This is a genomic window from Saccharopolyspora sp. NPDC003752 (assembly GCF_053605825.1).
This window is the reverse complement of sequence record NZ_JBSGJZ010000001.1, coordinates 30,743-45,855: the sequence shown is the minus strand read 5'-3', so window position 1 is coordinate 45,855 and position 15,113 is coordinate 30,743. Positions and strand designations below refer to the sequence as shown.

14 protein-coding genes are annotated in these 15,113 nt (G+C 72.7%); 11 read left to right on the top strand and 3 right to left on the bottom strand.

Annotated features, from left to right (window positions below; genetic code table 11):
- The first annotated feature begins 260 nt into the window (after window positions 1-260).
- Window positions 261-1,217 carry a cobalamin biosynthesis protein gene (locus tag ACWEV3_RS00200; RefSeq protein WP_452611771.1) on the top strand — a complete coding sequence of 319 codons (957 nt, stop codon included), beginning with the start codon at window positions 261-263 and terminating at the stop codon, window positions 1,215-1,217.
- Between the two features lie 160 nt (window positions 1,218-1,377).
- Here ACWEV3_RS00200 and ACWEV3_RS00195 read toward each other — a convergent pair whose 3' ends face one another.
- The 3 genes from ACWEV3_RS00195 to ACWEV3_RS00185 form a co-directional block, all read right to left on the bottom strand.
- Window positions 1,378-2,310, bottom strand: coding sequence for an SURF1 family cytochrome oxidase biogenesis protein (locus ACWEV3_RS00195; RefSeq protein WP_452611770.1), 933 nt, complete (start codon window positions 2,308-2,310; stop codon window positions 1,378-1,380).
- Window positions 2,311-2,497: 187 nt separating this feature from the next.
- On the bottom strand, window positions 2,498-3,367 hold the full coding sequence (locus ACWEV3_RS00190; protein WP_452611769.1) for a fructosamine kinase family protein: 870 nt from the start codon (window positions 3,365-3,367) through the stop codon (window positions 2,498-2,500).
- A 5-nt stretch (window positions 3,368-3,372) separates the two neighbouring features.
- Window positions 3,373-3,831, bottom strand: a complete 459-nt coding sequence (locus tag ACWEV3_RS00185; protein WP_452611768.1) for a low molecular weight protein-tyrosine-phosphatase — start codon at window positions 3,829-3,831, stop codon at window positions 3,373-3,375.
- 210 nt (window positions 3,832-4,041) lie between these two features.
- On the opposite strand from ACWEV3_RS00185, the gene cobC reads away from it, so the two are divergent.
- The 10 genes from cobC to ACWEV3_RS00135 all read left to right on the top strand — a co-directional run bounded on the left by cobC (window position 4,042) and on the right by ACWEV3_RS00135 (window position 15,097).
- Window positions 4,042-5,091: an Rv2231c family pyridoxal phosphate-dependent protein CobC gene (gene cobC / locus ACWEV3_RS00180; RefSeq protein ID WP_452611767.1), complete on the top strand. Its 1,050-nt coding sequence runs from the start codon at window positions 4,042-4,044 to the stop codon at window positions 5,089-5,091.
- A 7-nt stretch (window positions 5,092-5,098) separates the two neighbouring features.
- Window positions 5,099-5,953: a Nif3-like dinuclear metal center hexameric protein gene (locus tag ACWEV3_RS00175; RefSeq protein ID WP_452611766.1), complete on the top strand. Its 855-nt coding sequence runs from the start codon at window positions 5,099-5,101 to the stop codon at window positions 5,951-5,953.
- Window positions 5,950-6,681 (top strand): zinc ribbon domain-containing protein, encoded by a 732-nt coding sequence (locus ACWEV3_RS00170; RefSeq protein ID WP_452611765.1) that lies wholly within the window; start codon window positions 5,950-5,952, stop codon window positions 6,679-6,681. The genes ACWEV3_RS00175 and ACWEV3_RS00170 overlap by 4 nt, the downstream gene beginning before the upstream one ends.
- Entirely contained in the window at window positions 6,678-7,811 is a 1,134-nt protein-coding gene (locus ACWEV3_RS00165) for a bifunctional RNase H/acid phosphatase (RefSeq protein WP_452611764.1), read from the top strand. Before ACWEV3_RS00170 ends, ACWEV3_RS00165 begins: the two co-directional genes overlap by 4 nt.
- Window positions 7,812-8,433: 622 nt before the next feature.
- Window positions 8,434-9,669, top strand: coding sequence for an ROK family transcriptional regulator (locus tag ACWEV3_RS00160; protein ID WP_358579130.1), 1,236 nt, complete (start codon window positions 8,434-8,436; stop codon window positions 9,667-9,669).
- Window positions 9,666-11,039 carry an extracellular solute-binding protein gene (locus ACWEV3_RS00155; RefSeq protein WP_452611763.1) on the top strand — a complete coding sequence of 458 codons (1,374 nt, stop codon included), beginning with the start codon at window positions 9,666-9,668 and terminating at the stop codon, window positions 11,037-11,039. The genes ACWEV3_RS00160 and ACWEV3_RS00155 overlap by 4 nt, the downstream gene beginning before the upstream one ends.
- Before the next feature lie 4 nt (window positions 11,040-11,043).
- Entirely contained in the window at window positions 11,044-12,021 is a 978-nt protein-coding gene (locus ACWEV3_RS00150; protein WP_452611762.1) for a carbohydrate ABC transporter permease, read from the top strand.
- Window positions 12,021-12,845, top strand: coding sequence for a carbohydrate ABC transporter permease (locus ACWEV3_RS00145; protein ID WP_452611761.1), 825 nt, complete (start codon window positions 12,021-12,023; stop codon window positions 12,843-12,845). The genes ACWEV3_RS00150 and ACWEV3_RS00145 overlap by 1 nt, the downstream gene beginning before the upstream one ends.
- A gap of 6 nt (window positions 12,846-12,851) precedes the next feature.
- Window positions 12,852-14,105, top strand: a complete 1,254-nt coding sequence (locus ACWEV3_RS00140) for a 6-phospho-beta-glucosidase (RefSeq protein WP_452611760.1) — start codon at window positions 12,852-12,854, stop codon at window positions 14,103-14,105.
- Window positions 14,102-15,097 carry an N-acetylglucosamine kinase gene (locus ACWEV3_RS00135; protein ID WP_452612221.1) on the top strand — a complete coding sequence of 332 codons (996 nt, stop codon included), beginning with the start codon at window positions 14,102-14,104 and terminating at the stop codon, window positions 15,095-15,097. The genes ACWEV3_RS00140 and ACWEV3_RS00135 overlap by 4 nt, the downstream gene beginning before the upstream one ends.
- Window positions 15,098-15,113 lie beyond the last annotated feature (16 nt).

The window sequence follows — 15,113 nt, the reverse complement described above, 5'->3', positions numbered from 1 at the left end:
CCGTCCGGCCGACACGGCTGGTCACCTGGCATGCGGTGACCGGCCCCACCAGCCCCAGCGGTAGCGTTCCGGGGAGCTTTGCGAGGTCGGGGGTGCCCGTGACCGGGCCACTCGCAATGCCGGGAACCCGCGGTGAGCGGGGCTCGTGAGCGCCTTTGGCCGTCCTGGCGACCAGCCGCGCTCACGACCGATCACCAGCGCGAACGCCGGGTTTCCGGGCTTGTTGGTGGGCATCGGATCGATTTGGAGGAACGGCACCGGTGAGCGCGGGACGTGCGGTCGGACTGCTACTCGGAGTGGCCGCGGACGCGGCGATCGGCGACCCGAAGGACGGGCATCCGGTCGCGCTCTTCGGCAAGGCCGCCCAGGCCGCCGAGCGGGCGCTGCACCGGGACCAGCGGCTGGCCGGCATTGCCTACACCGGCCTGCTGGTCGGCGGCACGGTCGGCGTCGGGGTCCTGGCGCAGCGGCTGTCCCGGCGCAGCCCGGTGCTGGAGGCCGCCGTCACCGGGCTGGCCACCTGGGTGGTGCTCGGCGGCTCGTCGCTGGCCGACGAGGGCACCGCGATGGCCCGGATGCTCGACGCGGGCGAGATCGACGCGGCACGGGTGCGGCTGCGCAACCTGTGCGGCCGGGACTCGGCGGTGCTGGACGGCCAGGGCCTGGCCAGGGCCACGGTCGAGTCGGTCGCCGAGAACACCTCCGACGCGGTGGTGGCGCCGCTGGTGTGGGGAGCGATCGCCGGGGTGCCGGGGCTGATCGGCTACCGCGCGGCCAACACGCTCGACGCCATGGTCGGCCACCGCTCGCCGCGCTACCGCAACTTCGGCTGGGCGTCGGCGCGCCTGGACGACGTGCTGAACCTGGTGCCGTCGCGCCTGGCGGCCGTGCTGACCTCGGCGTGCGCGCCGGTGGTCGGTGGCTCGGCGGGCGGCGCGTGGCGGACCTGGCGGCAGGACGCCTCGGCGCACCCGAGCCCGAACGCGGGCCAGGTGGAGGCGGCGTTCGCCGGTGCCCTCCAGATCCGGCTCGGCGGCCGGACGATTTACGGCCATGTGGTGGAGCAGCGCCCGGTGCTGGGGGAGGGCCGGACGGCGGACGCGGGCGACGTGACCCGCAGCGTCGAGCTCTCGCGGGTGATCGGCACGGTCACGGGAGTCTTGACGGCGGCGTTCGCCCTGACCCGCGGCATCCGAAAGGACCGCCGTAACCGCTGACGTTCCGCCTGGTCAGGCGTCGTGAGTGTTTTGTGCTGTTATAGCGACCCAAAGTGCTCACGGGAGCTGACCTGCGGAAATGCGAAGATCTGAGCGCATGCCCTCGATGGGTGGGCCGGATCCCGATTCCAGGCGAAATCGGGCGGGCCTCGTGGCGTCGTCAGGCGTGGTTGGTCTGGTGGGCCGCGTCGTCGGCCGGGGCCTGGGATTCGGCCTTGCGGCGGGCCTCTTCTTCGCGTTCCCGGCGCTCTTCCTCGGCGACCGCCTCGGCCACCGAGATCTTCCGGCGGCGGCCGCCCTTCGCGCCGGGCTCCGGCCCGCCGGCGGACTTCTCCCCGGCCGGTGCGTTCTGCCAGGCAGGGCGGGCGTCGGGGCGCAGCTCCGAGTACACCAGGTAGCCGATGGCGATGATCGCCATGATGCCGAAGGCGATCCACTGCAGGGCGTAGGAGAAGTACGGCCCCGATTCCAGGCGCGGCAGCGGCATGGCGCCCAGCACGCCCGGCTGGCCTTCGTTGAGCACCACGTAACCCGGCCGCAGGGCGAGGCCGGTGCCGTTCGAAATGGTCTCCGCGTTCACCGCGTAGGCCCAGCGGTGCCCGTCGTGCTCGAACAGCGGGCGCTGCTTGCTGTCCTGCTCGTCGGTCCGGACGCGGGCGGTCACCGAGATGTCGCCGGTCGGCGCGGCCGCGTAGTCCGGTGCCCGGGTGCCGTCGACGGGGCGGATGAAGCCCCGGTCGACCAGCACCGTCGTGCCGTCGTCGAGCCGGAACGGGGTCAGCACCTCGAACGCGGGCTCGCCGAGCACCGTGCGCTGCCAGGCCAGCGTTTCGCCCTCCGGCACGTACTGGCCGCGCAGCACGACCTGCGACCACTCGGTCCGCTGGTCCGGCGCCTGCCCTGCGGGCAGCACCTCCGCGAGCGGCTTCGGCGGCGCGTGGAACGACTCGGCGATGGCGTTGTTGCGCGTCTGCGCTTCGTCGCTGCGGCTGAACTGCCAGGGGGCGAGGAGCGTGAAGCACAGCGACGCGAACACCACGACCAGTGCGATCAGGCCGAGCCAACCGGGTCGTAGCAAGAACTTCAGGCGCACTCCTACACGGTAACCGAAGCAATCTGACCTGCGGTTTTCGGTTGTGGGAGCCGGATCGTGGCAGGTCAGCGCCCGTTTTGCCCGGGACGCGCGCACGACCGGGCGCCGCCCGGACGGCCGGTCCTGCCGGTGTGACGTAGTCGTCGGCCGAAGCGCGTGGGACGCGGTGGCCGTCTTCGGGTACCGCCTACCTGGCGCGGAGGGCGGAGCGGGCGGCGGCGACGGCCTGGCCCGCGTAGCTGCCGCCGAAGAGCACCGCGTGCACCAGCAGCGGGAACAGCTGGTGCAGTCCGATCCGGTGCTCCCAGCCCTCGGCCAGCGGGCTGACCTCCTGGTACGCCGCCACGACGCGGTCCAGGTGGGGGCAGCCGAACAGGCGCAGCATGGCGAGGTCGGTCTCGCGGTGCCCGCCGTGCGCGGCCGGATCGATCAGCCAAGCCCGCTGCGCACCCCAGTGCACGTTGCCGCTCCACAGGTCGCCGTGCAGCCGCGCCGGCGGCTCGGCTGGTCCGGCGAGTTCGTCGACCTGCGCGCACACCAGCGAGATCACCGCGCTGCCCTCGGCGCTGAGCGTCCCCGCGTCGACGGCGCGGCGCAGGTACGGCTCGACCCGGTGCCGGGCGTAGAACGCGGGCCACTGCTCGTCCGGTTCGTTGCGCATCCGGGCGAGGCCGATCCACGCGTCCGCCGGACCACCCGGCGGCGCTGCGCCGAAGGCGGGCGCACCGGCCGCGTGCAGCGCGGCGAGCTCGCGGCCGAGGCGCTCGGCGGCGAGCGCGTTCGGCGCCGCCGCCGGGATGTGCTCGGTGACCAGCCAGTTCTCGTCGTGGCCGTGCACCTCGGGGACGGCGATGGCGTCGGGCTCGGCGAGCCAGGCCAGCGATGCCGCTTCGGCCGCGATGGCGCCGGGCATCGGTGCGGTCTTGGCGAAGACCGTCGTGCCGTCGTCGAGGCGGATCGCGAACGCGGCCGAGGTGTCGCCGCCGCTGAGCCGGCGCACGTCGGCCGGTGTCCGCCCGGTGATCTTCGCTGCCACCGCCCGGGCTTGGTCGCGCATGGCAGTCACAGCCGTTCGCGGACCCAGGCCAGCAGGCCCGGCGCCGCGGCCTCGATCATCGCCAGCACGTCGTCGAACCCGTTCGGCCCGCCGTAGTACGGGTCCGGGACCTCGGCGTCGTCGGACGAGTCCGGGTCGAAGGAGCGCAGCAGCCGCACCTCGGTCGAGCCGTCGACGAGGCGGCGCACCGCGCGCAGGTGTCCGGCGTCCATCGCGACGAGCAGGTCGGCGTCCAGGTGGTGGTCGTCGACCTGGGCCGCGACGTGCTCGGTGGGGTAGCCGTGGTCGGCGAGCACCTTCGCGGTGCGCGGATCGGCCGGCTCGCCGACGTGCCACGGCCCGGTCCCGGCACTGGTGACCTCGACCTGCCCGTCCAGCCCGGCCCGCCGCAGCTGCTCGCGGAACACCAGGGCGGCCATCGGGGAACGGCAGATGTTGCCGGTACAGATGAAGGAGATGTGCACGTTTCCCGAGGGTACGGATCGCCCGCGCCCGGCCGGGGCCGCAGGGACCGGAGGAGTGAACGGACCGTTCGCTCCGCCTATCGGGACGAACGGTCCGTTCACCTCGCGGGCCTCGCCCCGCCCGGCGCGGCGCACTCGCCGGGGGACGGTCGGATCACCGCTGCCTTCGGGGCGCACGGCCCCGAGTCGGTCCTGGTTAGACTGCCCGGGATGAACAGCGGGGACGACCGGGATTCGTTGCGCCACCACGGCGACGTCGACGCCGAGCACGGCCTGCTCGACTTCGCGGTGAACGTCCGCCTCGACCGCCCCCCGGCATGGCTCCGCCACCGCCTCGCGGCGGCGCTGGACCGCCTCGGCCGCTACCCGTCGGCCGCCGACGACCTGGCCGCTCGGTCGGCTGCCGCCGCCCGCCACGGCCGCACCGCCGACGAGGTCCTGCCGCTGGCCGGGGCCGCGGAGGGCTTCGCGCTCCTGCCGTCGCTGCGCCCCCGCCTCGCCGCGCTGGTGCACCCTTCGTTCACCGAACCCGAGCTGGCGCTGCGCACCGCCGGTGTCGAGGTGGCTCGGGTGCAGCTGGATCCGGCGGACGGCTACCGCCTGGACGCGACCGCGGTGCCGGAGCAGGCGGATCTCGTGGTGCTGGGCAACCCGACCAACCCGACGTCGGTGCTGCATCCGGCGGCGGAGATCCGACGGCTGCTGCGGCCGGGCCGGGTGGTGCTCGTCGACGAGGCGTTCGCCGACACCGTGCCGGGCGAGCCGGAGTCGCTCGCGGGCTGCCGGGAACCGGGGCTGCTGGTGTTCCGCAGCCTGACGAAGATGTGGGGGCTGCCGGGGCTGCGCGCGGGGTATGCCTTGGGGGATCCGGAGCTGCTGCGGCGGCTGTCCCGTTATCGTCCACATTGGCCGGTCAACGCGCTGGTGCTGGAGGCGATGATCGCCTGCTGCGAGCCGGCGGCGCTGGCCGAATCGGAGCAGGCGGCGGCCGAGTTCGACGAGCACCGCGCCGGGCTGGTCGCGGAGCTCGACGGCATCCCGGGGCTGCGGATCGCGCTGCCCGCCCGCGCCCCGTTCCTGCTGCTGCAGGTGGCCGGCGGGGCGGAGGTGCGGGAGGCGTTGCGGCAGCACGGAATCGCGGTCCGCCGGGGTGACACGTTCCCCGGTCTCGGACCCGATCACCTCCGGGTCGCGGTTCGCGATCCGGCGCAGAACGCTTTGCTGGTGAAGGCATTACGCGACATCTTGGGACGGGGGTGAGCCGGTGGTGGTGCGGCTTCGAGAGGTGATCGGCGCGCTGGAGGAGGCGTATCCGACCGAGCTGGCGGAGAGCTGGGACGCGGTCGGCCTGGCGTGCGGCGACCCGGACGCGGTCGTGCAGCGGGTGCTGTTCTGCGTGGACCCGGTCGAGGCCACTGTGGACGAGGCGGTGGATTTCGGCGCGCAGCTGGTGGTTTCGCACCACCCGCTGCTGCTGCGCGGCGTGCACGGGGTGCCCGCGGACGACCCCAAGGGGCGGATCGTGCACCGGCTGATCCGCTCCGGCATCGGCCTGTACTGCGCGCACACCAACGCCGACAGCGCGGTGCAGGGCGTGTCGGATGCGCTGGCCGCGGCGATCGGCCTGACCGTGCGCCGGCCGCTGGTGCCGCGCGCGGAGGGCGCCGAGACCGGGCTCGGGCGCATCGGCGAGCTGCCCGAGGCCGAGCCGTTCCGCGACTTCGTGAACCGCGTCGCGCAGAACCTGCCCACCACGGCCTGGGGCGTGCGCGGTGCGGGCGACCCGGAGCGGCCGATCCGCACCGTCGCGGTGTGCGGCGGTGCGGGCGATTCCTACCTGGCGACCGCGGCCGCGGCGGGCGTCGACGCCTACGTGACCGCCGACCTGCGGCACCACCCGGCCGGCGAGCACCTGGCCCGGGCCGACGTGCCCGGTGCGGAGGTGCCCGCCCTGGTGGACGTGGCGCACTGGGCGAGCGAGTGGCCGTGGTGCCAACAGGCCGCGGACATCGTCGCCGCCGCGCTGCCGGATACAGTCGAAGTCCTCGTTTCCACCCGCCGCACCGACCCGTGGACCGTTCACGCCGGCGCGGCATCCGACCCAGGGAGGGCGCTCGCGTGAAAGCCGACCCCGCCGTTCAGCGACGGCTGCTCGATCTCGCGGAGGCGGACGCGGAACTCAACCGCGTCGAGCACCGCAGGCGCACGCTGCCGGAGCTGGAGCAGATCGGCCAGGCCGAGGGCGAGGTGCGCGCCAAGCGCGATGAGCTGGTGGTCGCCCAGACCGCGTTCAGCGACCTGGACCGCGAGGTCAAGCGGCTGGAGAACGAGGTCGACCAGGTGCGCGCCCGGGAGCGGCGGGACCGCGACCTGATGGCGGCCGGGGCGTCCGCCAAGCAGCTCGAAGACCTGGAGCACGAGCTGCAGACGCTCGCCCGCCGCCAGGGCATCCTGGAGGACGAGCAGCTCGAGGTCATGGAGCAGCGCGAGGCCCTCGAAACGAACGTGACGAAGTCGCGCGAGGCCGTCGCCGCCGCCGAGGAGCGGCTCGCGGACATCCAGTCCCGCCGCGACGAGGCGCTCGCCGACCTGGAGGTGGCGGAGACTCGCCGCAAGACGGAGCGGGACCTGATCACCAAGGCGATGCCGGCGGACCTCCTCGCGCTCTACGAGCGCATCCGCGCGCAGCGCGGCGTCGCGGCCGGGCTGCTGCAGGGCGCCCGGTGCGGCGCCTGCCGGATCGAGCTCGACCGCTCCGCGCTGACCGAGGTGCGCGAGGCCGCGGCCGACGATGTGGTCCGCTGCGAGGAGTGCGGCGCGATCCTGGTGCGGACCGGGGAGAACCGGTGAGCTCGCGGGTCGTCGTCGAGGCCGACGGCGGATCGCGCGGCAACCCGGGCCCGGCCGGATGCGGCGCGGTGGTTCGCGACGCCGAGTCCGGCGAGGTGCTCGCCGAGCGTTCCATCGGGCTGGGCGTGACGACCAACAACGTCGCCGAGTACCAGGGCGTGATCGCGGGCCTGCGGGCCGCCGCCGAGCTCGGCGCCGCCGAGCTCGAGGTGCGGATGGACTCCAAGCTGGTCATCGAGCAGCTGGCGGGGCGCTGGAAGGTCAAGCACGTCAACCTGCAGCCGCTGGCCGCCGAGGCGCGGCAGCTGATCGCCGGGTTCGGCCGCGTGGACCTGCAGTGGGTGCCGCGCGCCCAGAACGCGCACGCCGACCGGCTGGCCAACGAGGCGATGGACCGGCAGGCCGGCGGTGCCGAGCGGTCGAGCGGCACGTCGACGTCGGGTGAGGCGAGCACGAGCTCCGCGCGCATCCGGCCGTCCGGATGGCTCGGCGCCGACGGCACGCCGACGAAGATGCTGCTGCTGCGCCACGGGCAGACGCCGATGTCGGTGGACCGGCGCTACTCCGGCCGGGGCGACGTCGCGCTGACCCCGCTGGGGGAGCGGCAGGTGCGCGCGGCGGGCAAGCGCCTGGCCGCGATGGACGGCGTGATCACGCCGGACGGCATCGCACCGGTGATCGCCTCGCCGCTGACCAGGACCCGGCAGTCCGCGCAGGCCGTGGCCGACGCGACCGGCGGCGAACTGCACTTCCACGACGGCCTGCTGGAAACCGACTTCGGCGACTGGGAGGGCCTCACCTTCGGGGAGGCCTCCGAGCAGTTCCCGCAGCTGCACCGGAAGTGGCTCGGCGACCCGAGCATCGTGCCGCCGGGCGGCGAAAGCCTCGACGCGGTCTTCGAGCGGGTCACGGCGGCCCGCGACGACCTCGTGGCCCGGTACGCGGGGCAGACGATCATCGTGGTCAGCCACGTGACGCCGATCAAGGCGCTGCTGCGCCTCGCCCTGGACGTCGGCCCGTCGATGTTCTACCGGCTGCACCTCGACCTGGCGTCGCTGTCGATCGTGGAGTTCTACCCGGACGGCAACGCATCGGTCCGCCTGGTCAACGACATCTCCCACTGGTCGTAACGACCTCCCCACCGCCGCACCCCGTGGGCGCCGCTGTCCGTCCCGCAATTTCAATGAGGTTTTTCCATCCTCGTTTTGCGTGGCGGTGCGGGTGGCGGAACCTCAGAGGCTCCCTGGTCTGTGGGTGCCCCTCCTGATGTATGTCCGATACACGGCAGAGGGGCCGTCCTCGCCAGGGAACCTCTGAGAACCCGCGGCGGTGCGGGTGTCGTAGGTGGGCTATGCGCCTGCGGCGCATGCGACACCCCATCGACATGCGGCTTTGCGACCCGCGGCTGCGGGTTGACCCGGAGGTCCGCAATTTCAATGGAAATCAGAGGTTCGATTTCCATTGAAATTGCGGCGTTCCGGCACCGGCACCGGTGTGGAAGGCGGCTCTCCCGTGTGCATTTTGTGTCGCCATAGCAACACAAAATGCACACGGGCACTCGACTGGTTCCAGCGTCGCCTCGTGGTTGTGCGGCGCCGAAGGGGTTGGGCTGGGTGGGTGTGCGCTCGCCGTGTGATCACCCGGCGCAGCTGAGCCGTCCCGCAGCGTCCCTGGTTCAGACCATTGACATGTGTGAGGTGGGTTACTAGCGTGCCCTGAAACCGTATAGGAAGTTAACGGATAGGGGTTTCGGTGGCGCGGGAAGCAGGGGCGGCGCGGGACGGGAGCCCGCGGCTGCTGCGGGCGATCAACGATCGGGCCGCGATCGAGGCGATGCTGCGGCGGGGCGCGCTGACCCGGGCCGAGCTCGAAGCCGTCATCGGCCTGTCCAAGCCCGCGACCGTCGCGCTGCTCGCCCGGCTGGAGAAGGCCGGCATGGTGCGCCGCGGCAAGCTGCGCGGCGGGAATCGCGGGCCCGCCGCCCAGATGTGGTCGGTGAACGGCGCCCTCGCGCACGTCGCGGGCGTGAGCCTGACCCCCGACGAGGTCGACATCGTGATCGCCGACATCACCGGCGAGATCCGCGTGGAGCACCGCAGCGCGCTGCCGTCCGGCAACGACGCGCCGCTGGCGTTCGCCACCGCGATGACCGAGGCCGCCGCCCGCGCCGAGCTGCGCCCCGACCAGCTCGCCAAGGTCGTGATCGGCTCGCCGGGCGCGGTCGACCCGGCCACCGGGCACCTCGGCTTCGCCCCGCACCTGCCCGGCTGGGAGGGCTTCGACCTGCCCGGCCGGCTGCGCGCCGAACTGGGCACCGACGTGATCGTCGACAACGACGTCAACCTGGTCGCGCTCGTGGAGATGACCGCCGGGCGGGCCCAGCAGGTCCGGGACTTCGTGCTGGTCTGGCTCAGCGACGGGCTCGGCGCCGCCGTGGTGATCGACCGCGTGCTGCACCGCGGGGTCACCGGCGGCGCGGGCGAGATCGACTGGATGCGCGCGCCCGACCGGGCCCGGCTGGACACCGGCGTGGACCGCACCGGCTCGCGGCTGGGCGGCCTGCTGAGCTACCGGTCGATCAACAAGCTCGCCCGCGCGCACGGCCTGAAGGCCCGCAACGGAGCGGCGGCCGTGCAGGCGGCGCACGCCGCGGGCGCCGCCGGTCAGGCGTTCCTCGCCGACCTGGCGCGCCGCGTCGCCACCGGCGTCGCCGGGGTCGTCAGCGTCCTCGATCCCGAACTCGTGCTGCTGACCGCCGAGATCGCGCAGGTCGGCGGCCGGCAGTTCGCCGACCTGGTCGCCGCCGAGCTGCACCGCCTCGTCGTGCCGCGCACCCCCGTGGAACCGGCGGAGTGCACCGAGCGCGCGGTGCGTGCGGGTGCCCTGCAAGTAGCCCTCGGCCTCGCCCGGGAGCAGGTCTTCGGCCTGCCCGCCACGGCGGTGGGAATCCGATCCGACCCGGAAGTCCAGTTGGAGGAGGCGCGATGAGACGGTCAACGGTCGTGAGCGGCCGTTCCGGTGAGAACCGGAACTATCGCTCACGAGCATTAGCGGCGGCGGGAACGGCGGTGGCGGCGCTGGTCGCCGCGTCCTGCACGGCGGGCTCCACATCGGACGGTCCGCAGCCCGCGCCGGGACCGGACCAGCAGGTCACCGTCACGGTGTCCAGCCAGTTCACCGATCGCGAGCTCGACGTGCTCAACCGGGTGCTCGACGGGTTCCGCGCCAAGCACCCGAACATCACCATCAACAGCCAGGGCAACCAGGACGACGACAAGATCACCCAGGCCATCCGCGGCGGCAACCCGCCGGACGTGGCGCTCTCGGCGGAGACGATCAACCTCGGCCAGTTCTGCTCCAGCGGCGCCTGGCAGGACCTCGGCCCCTACCTGCAGCGCGACCAGGTCGACCTGAACCAGATTCCGAAGGTCGTCCAGGAGTACACGCAGTTCCAGGGCAAGCGCTGCGCGATGCCGCTGCTGGCCGACGTCTACGGCATGTACTACAACGCCGACCTGTTCGCCAAGGCGGGCATCACCGCGCCGCCGAAGACCACGTCCGAGCTGACCGATCTCGCCAAGCGGCTCACCGAGTTCAACCCGGACGGCTCGATCAAGGTCGCCGGCTTCCTGCCGGTGCTGACCTCGCAGGCCAACCACCCGTGGAACTGGGCGCCGCACTTCGGCGCGACGTGGATGGACGCGCAGGGCAAGTCGGTGCTGGGCCAGGACCCGGCCTGGCAGGAGATGTACCGCTGGCAGAAGGAACTCGTCGACTTCTACGGCTGGGACAAGCTGGTGCAGTTCACCGCCGGTCTCGGCCAGCAGTACTCCGCGGACAACGCCTTCCAGCAGGGCAAGGTCGCGATGATGATCGACGGCGAGTACCGCACCGGGTTCATCGAGGACGACGCGCCGAACCTGCGCTTCGGCACCGCGCCGTTCCCCGTCTCGGACAACAAGCCCGAGCTCTACGGCACCGGCTTCGTGACCGGCACGATCATCGGCATCCCGCGCGGCGCGGAGAACGCCGGCGCGGCCTGGGAACTCGTCCGCTACCTGACCACCGACACGACGGCGCTGGTGGACCTGGCCAACGGCCTGAAGAACGTGCCGACCACCACCGCGGCGCTGCACGATCCCCGGTTGGAGAGCAGCGAGCAGTACCAGACCTTCCTGGACCTGTTCGACAACCCGCAGCTGGTGGCCAGCCCGCCCAGCCCGAACGGCGGCGCCTACATGAAGTCCACCGAGGACTTCTCGGTGAAGTGGCAGAGCGGTCAGGTCACCGATCTCGGCGGGGCGTTGCGGGAACTGGACGCCCAGATCGACGCGGCCAAGGCGCTGGGCGGCGGCTGACGGCATGGTGGCGACGTTGGAACGGACGCGGCCGGGGCGGGCTGCCCCGGCCCGCGCCCGCACGGCGCGCAACCGCCTGCGGGTGCTGGGCTTCATGGCTCCGTGGATCATCGGGTTCAGCTGCTTCTTCGCGTATCCGCTGCTGGCCACGGTGTTCTTCTCGTTCACCGGCTACGACCTGCTGACCCCGCCGGAATGGGTCGGGCTGCGCAACTACGCGTACCTGCTCTTCGGCGACCCGGTGGTGCGCATCGCCGCGGTGAACACGATCTGGCTGGTCGTGGTCCTCACGGTGCTGCGCGTGGTGTTCGCGCTCGGCGTCGCCGCCGTGCTCGCCCGGGTGCGCAGCGGCGTCGGGCTGCTGCGCACCCTCTGCTACCTGCCCGCGCTCGCGCCTCCGGTGGCGGCCACGCTGGCCTTCACCTTCCTGTTCAACCCCGGCACCGGGCCGGTGAACGGGTTGCTGGGGCTGCTGGGCATCGACGGACCGCTGTGGTTCAACGACCCGGCGTGGGCCAAGCCCGCCCTGACGCTGCTCACGCTGTGGGGCAGCGGCGAGCTGATGATCATCATGCTGGCCGCGCTGCTGGACGTGCCGCACGAGCTGCACGAGGCGGCGGCGCTGGACGGCGCGGGCCCGGCACGCCGGTTCTGGCACATCACGCTGCCGTCGATCGCGCCGGTGCTGCTGTTCGGCGTGGTCAACTCGATCATCTTCGCGCTGCAGTACTTCACCCAGGCCGTGGTCGCCGGTTCGGTGGCCTCCGGGCAGGCGGAGGTGGTGGGCAGCAGCAAGGTCCTGGGCTACCCGGACAACGCGACGCTGACCTTCCCGGCCTGGCTCTACCAGCAGGGATTCCACTACTACAACATGGGTTACGCGGCGGCGATGGCGGTCGTGCTGTTCGTGTTCTCCCTCGGTTTCACCGCGTTGCTCATCCGCCGGATGCGCGGCGGCACCAACGCCGAGGAGGTGAGCTGATGTCGCACGGGCGGTTGTACTGGGTCGCGGTGCACAGCATCGGGATCGCGCTCGGGCTGATGTTCTTGCTGCCGCTGGTCTTCGTGTTCCTCACCGCGGCGATGTCCGACCAGCAGGCGCTCACCGCCGACCTGTGGCCGCGGGAGTGGCACTGGGAGAACTTCGGCGAGGTCTTCACCAAGGCACCGATGCTGCAGTACCTGGCCAACAGCCTGCTCTACTCGGTGCTGGCCACGGTCTTCATGCTGATCTCCAGCATCCCGGTGGCCTACGCGCTGGCGAAGCTGCGCTGGCGGGGCCGCAACGCCGCGTTCGTGCTGGTGATCGCGGCCATGATGCTGCCGCCGCAGGTCACCGCGGTGCCGCTGTACATCGTGTGGACCCGCTTCGAGCTCACCGGCACGATCTGGCCGCTGATCATCCCGTACCTGTTCGGCGACGCGTTCAGCATCTTCCTGCTGCGCCAGTTCTTCCTGACCATCCCGCAGTCCTATGTGGACGCCGCGAAGGTGGACGGCTGTTCCGAGTTCACCGCGATGCTGCGGGTCGTGCTGCCGATGGCGCGCCCCGGCATCGCGGCGGCGGCGCTGTTCTGCTTCCTCTACACCTGGAACGACTTCTTCGGCCCACTGCTCTACGCCGGCGAGAGCCAGCAGTCCTGGACGCTGTCGATCGGGCTGGCGTCGTTCCGCGGCATGCACCGGGTGGAGTGGAACCTGACGATGGCCGCGACCGTGCTGGTGATGCTGCCGGTCATCGTGCTCTTCCTGTTCGCGCAACGAGCCTTCGTCCGCGGTATCACCTTCACCGGAGTCAAGGGGTAGCGAGCGATGAAACTGACCGTGGTGGGCGGCGGTTCCACCTACACGCCCGAACTCATCGACGGTCTCGCGGTCCGGCGGGAGCCGGCCATCGACGAGATCGTGCTGGTCGATCCGGACGCGGAGCGGCTGGAGGTCGTCGCCGCGTTCTGCCGCCGGCTGCTGCAGGAGGCGGGCCACCCGGCGCGGCTGCGCACCACGCCGGACGTCGTGGAAGCCGCCAGCGGGGCATCGGCCGTGCTGTTGCAGCTGCGCGTCGGCGGCCAGGAAGCGCGCTTCGGGGACGAGACGTTCCCGCTGGACTGCGGCTGCATCGGGCAGGAGACCACCGGGGCGGGCGGCCTCGCGAAGGCGCTGCGGACCGTTCCGGTGGTGCTGGACATCGCCGAGCACGTGCGGGCCGTCGCGCCGGACGCCTGGATCGTCAACTTCACCAACCCGGTCGGCATCGTCACCCGCGCCCTGCTGGCGGAGGGACATCGCGCGGTCGGGCTGTGCAACGTCGCGATCACCTTCAGCCGCTGGATCGCGCAGCTGCTCGACGTCACGCCCGACGCGGTCCGGCTGGAGCACACCGGCCTGAACCACCTCACCTGGGTGCGCGGGGTCCGCGTCGACGGCCGCGACGTCCTGCCGGAGCTGCTGGCCGAGCACGCCGACGCGCTGGCCGGGCACATCGGCCTGCCGCCCGGCCTGATGCGGCGGCTCGGCATGGTGCCGTCCTACTACCTGAAGTACTTCTACGCCCACGACGAAGTGCTGGCGCAGCAACGCAAATCCCCGCCCCGCGCGGCGGTGGTCGCCGACGTCGAACGGGACCTCCTCAAGCGGTACGCGGACCCGTCGGTGACGCGGAAGCCGGAGGAGCTGACGAAGCGCGGCGGGGCTTACTACTCGGAGGCCGCGGTGCAGCTGGTGCACGCCCTGACCGCGGGCGGCCCGGCGGAACACGTGGTGAACGTGCGCAACGACGGCGCGCTGCCGTTCCTGCCGGACGATATGGTGGTCGAAACGAACTCCACTGTGGACTCCACGGGGGCCGGGCCGCTGCCGGTGCGGCCGGTGGAGCCCTCGCTGGCGGGCCTGATCGGCCACGTCGCCGGGTACGAGCAGCTGGCCCTGGACGCCGCGTTGCGCGGCGGCCGCGACCGGGTCGCCGATGCGCTGCTCGCACATCCGCTGATCGGCCAGCACGCCGTCGCCGACCAGCTGGCGGACGAACTCGTCCGGCGCAACGCACCGTTCCTGCCGTGGACCCGATGAAGCCCGCGGTGCTGGCCATCGACGGCGGCAACAGCAAGACCGACGTGCTGCTCGTCGCGGCCGACGGTTCGGTGCTGGCCGCCGTGCGCGGGCCCGGCGCATCGCCCCAGCACGTCGGCGTGCGGCGGTGCCTGGACAGCCTCGCGGACCTGGCGCGACGGGCCGCCGCCCTGGCCGGGTTGCCGGCCGCGGAGCCGTTCGCGGTGCACACCGCGGCATGCCTGGCCGGGGCCGATCTGCCCCGGGAGGAAGCCGAACTCCGCCGGGCGATCGAAGAACGCGGCTGGTCCGACTCGGCGACGGTGGACAACGACACCTTCGCGTTGCTGCGCGCGGGTACCGACGACGGCGTCGGCGTCGCGGTCGTCTGCGGCGCCGGGATCAACGCCGTCGGGGTCGCGCCCGACGGCCGGACCTCCCGGTTCCCGGCGATCGGCCGGATCTCCGGCGACTGGGGCGGCGGTGCGTTCCTCGGGCAGGAGGCGCTGTGGTGGGCGGTGCGCGCCGAAGACGGTCGCGGCGCACCGACCGAGCTGCTGCCCGCGGTGCTGGCCCACTTCGGGGCGCGCACTGCCGCGGAGGTCGTCGAGGCGCTGCACTTCGACGAACTGCCCGCGACCGCGCTGCACGGGCTGTGCCCGGTGCTGTTCGAGGTCGCCGAGGGCGGCGACGCGATCGCCTGCGCGCTGGTCGACCGGCTCGCCGAGGAGATCGGGCTGCTCGCCACCGTGACGCTGCGCCGCCTCGGACTGCTCGGCGGGCCCGCGGTGGTGGTCCTCGGCGGCGGGGTGCTCGCCGGGGCCGGGCGGCGGCTGCTGCCGGACATCACGCGGCGCTGCGCGAAGGTCTCGCCGGAGGTGGAGGTCCGGGTCGTCGAGGCGCCACCGGTGATCGGCGCGGGATTGCTCGGCCTCGACCGGATCGGCGCCGGCCCGGCCGCCCTGCGCAGCCTGGCCCGGGCCGAGCCCCGGCCCGTCGACCAAGGCACCTGAGCACCGGTGGGTCCGC

Bases quoted from the DNA above. Each gene is read 5' to 3' on its own strand.
- ACWEV3_RS00155 (WP_452611763.1), top strand. From the start codon at position 9,666: ATGAGACGGTCAACGGTCGTGAGCGGCCGTTCCGGTGAGAACCGGAAC.
- ACWEV3_RS00135 (WP_452612221.1), top strand. From the start codon at position 14,102: ATGAAGCCCGCGGTGCTGGCCATCGACGGCGGCAACAGCAAGACCGAC.
- ACWEV3_RS00145 (WP_452611761.1), top strand. From the start codon at position 12,021: ATGTCGCACGGGCGGTTGTACTGGGTCGCGGTGCACAGCATCGGGATC.
- ACWEV3_RS00190 (WP_452611769.1), bottom strand. From the start codon at position 3,367: ATGCGCGACCAAGCCCGGGCGGTGGCAGCGAAGATCACCGGGCGGACA.
- ACWEV3_RS00140 (WP_452611760.1), top strand. From the start codon at position 12,852: ATGAAACTGACCGTGGTGGGCGGCGGTTCCACCTACACGCCCGAACTC.
- ACWEV3_RS00150 (WP_452611762.1), top strand. From the start codon at position 11,044: ATGGTGGCGACGTTGGAACGGACGCGGCCGGGGCGGGCTGCCCCGGCC.
- cobC (WP_452611767.1), top strand. From the start codon at position 4,042: ATGAACAGCGGGGACGACCGGGATTCGTTGCGCCACCACGGCGACGTC.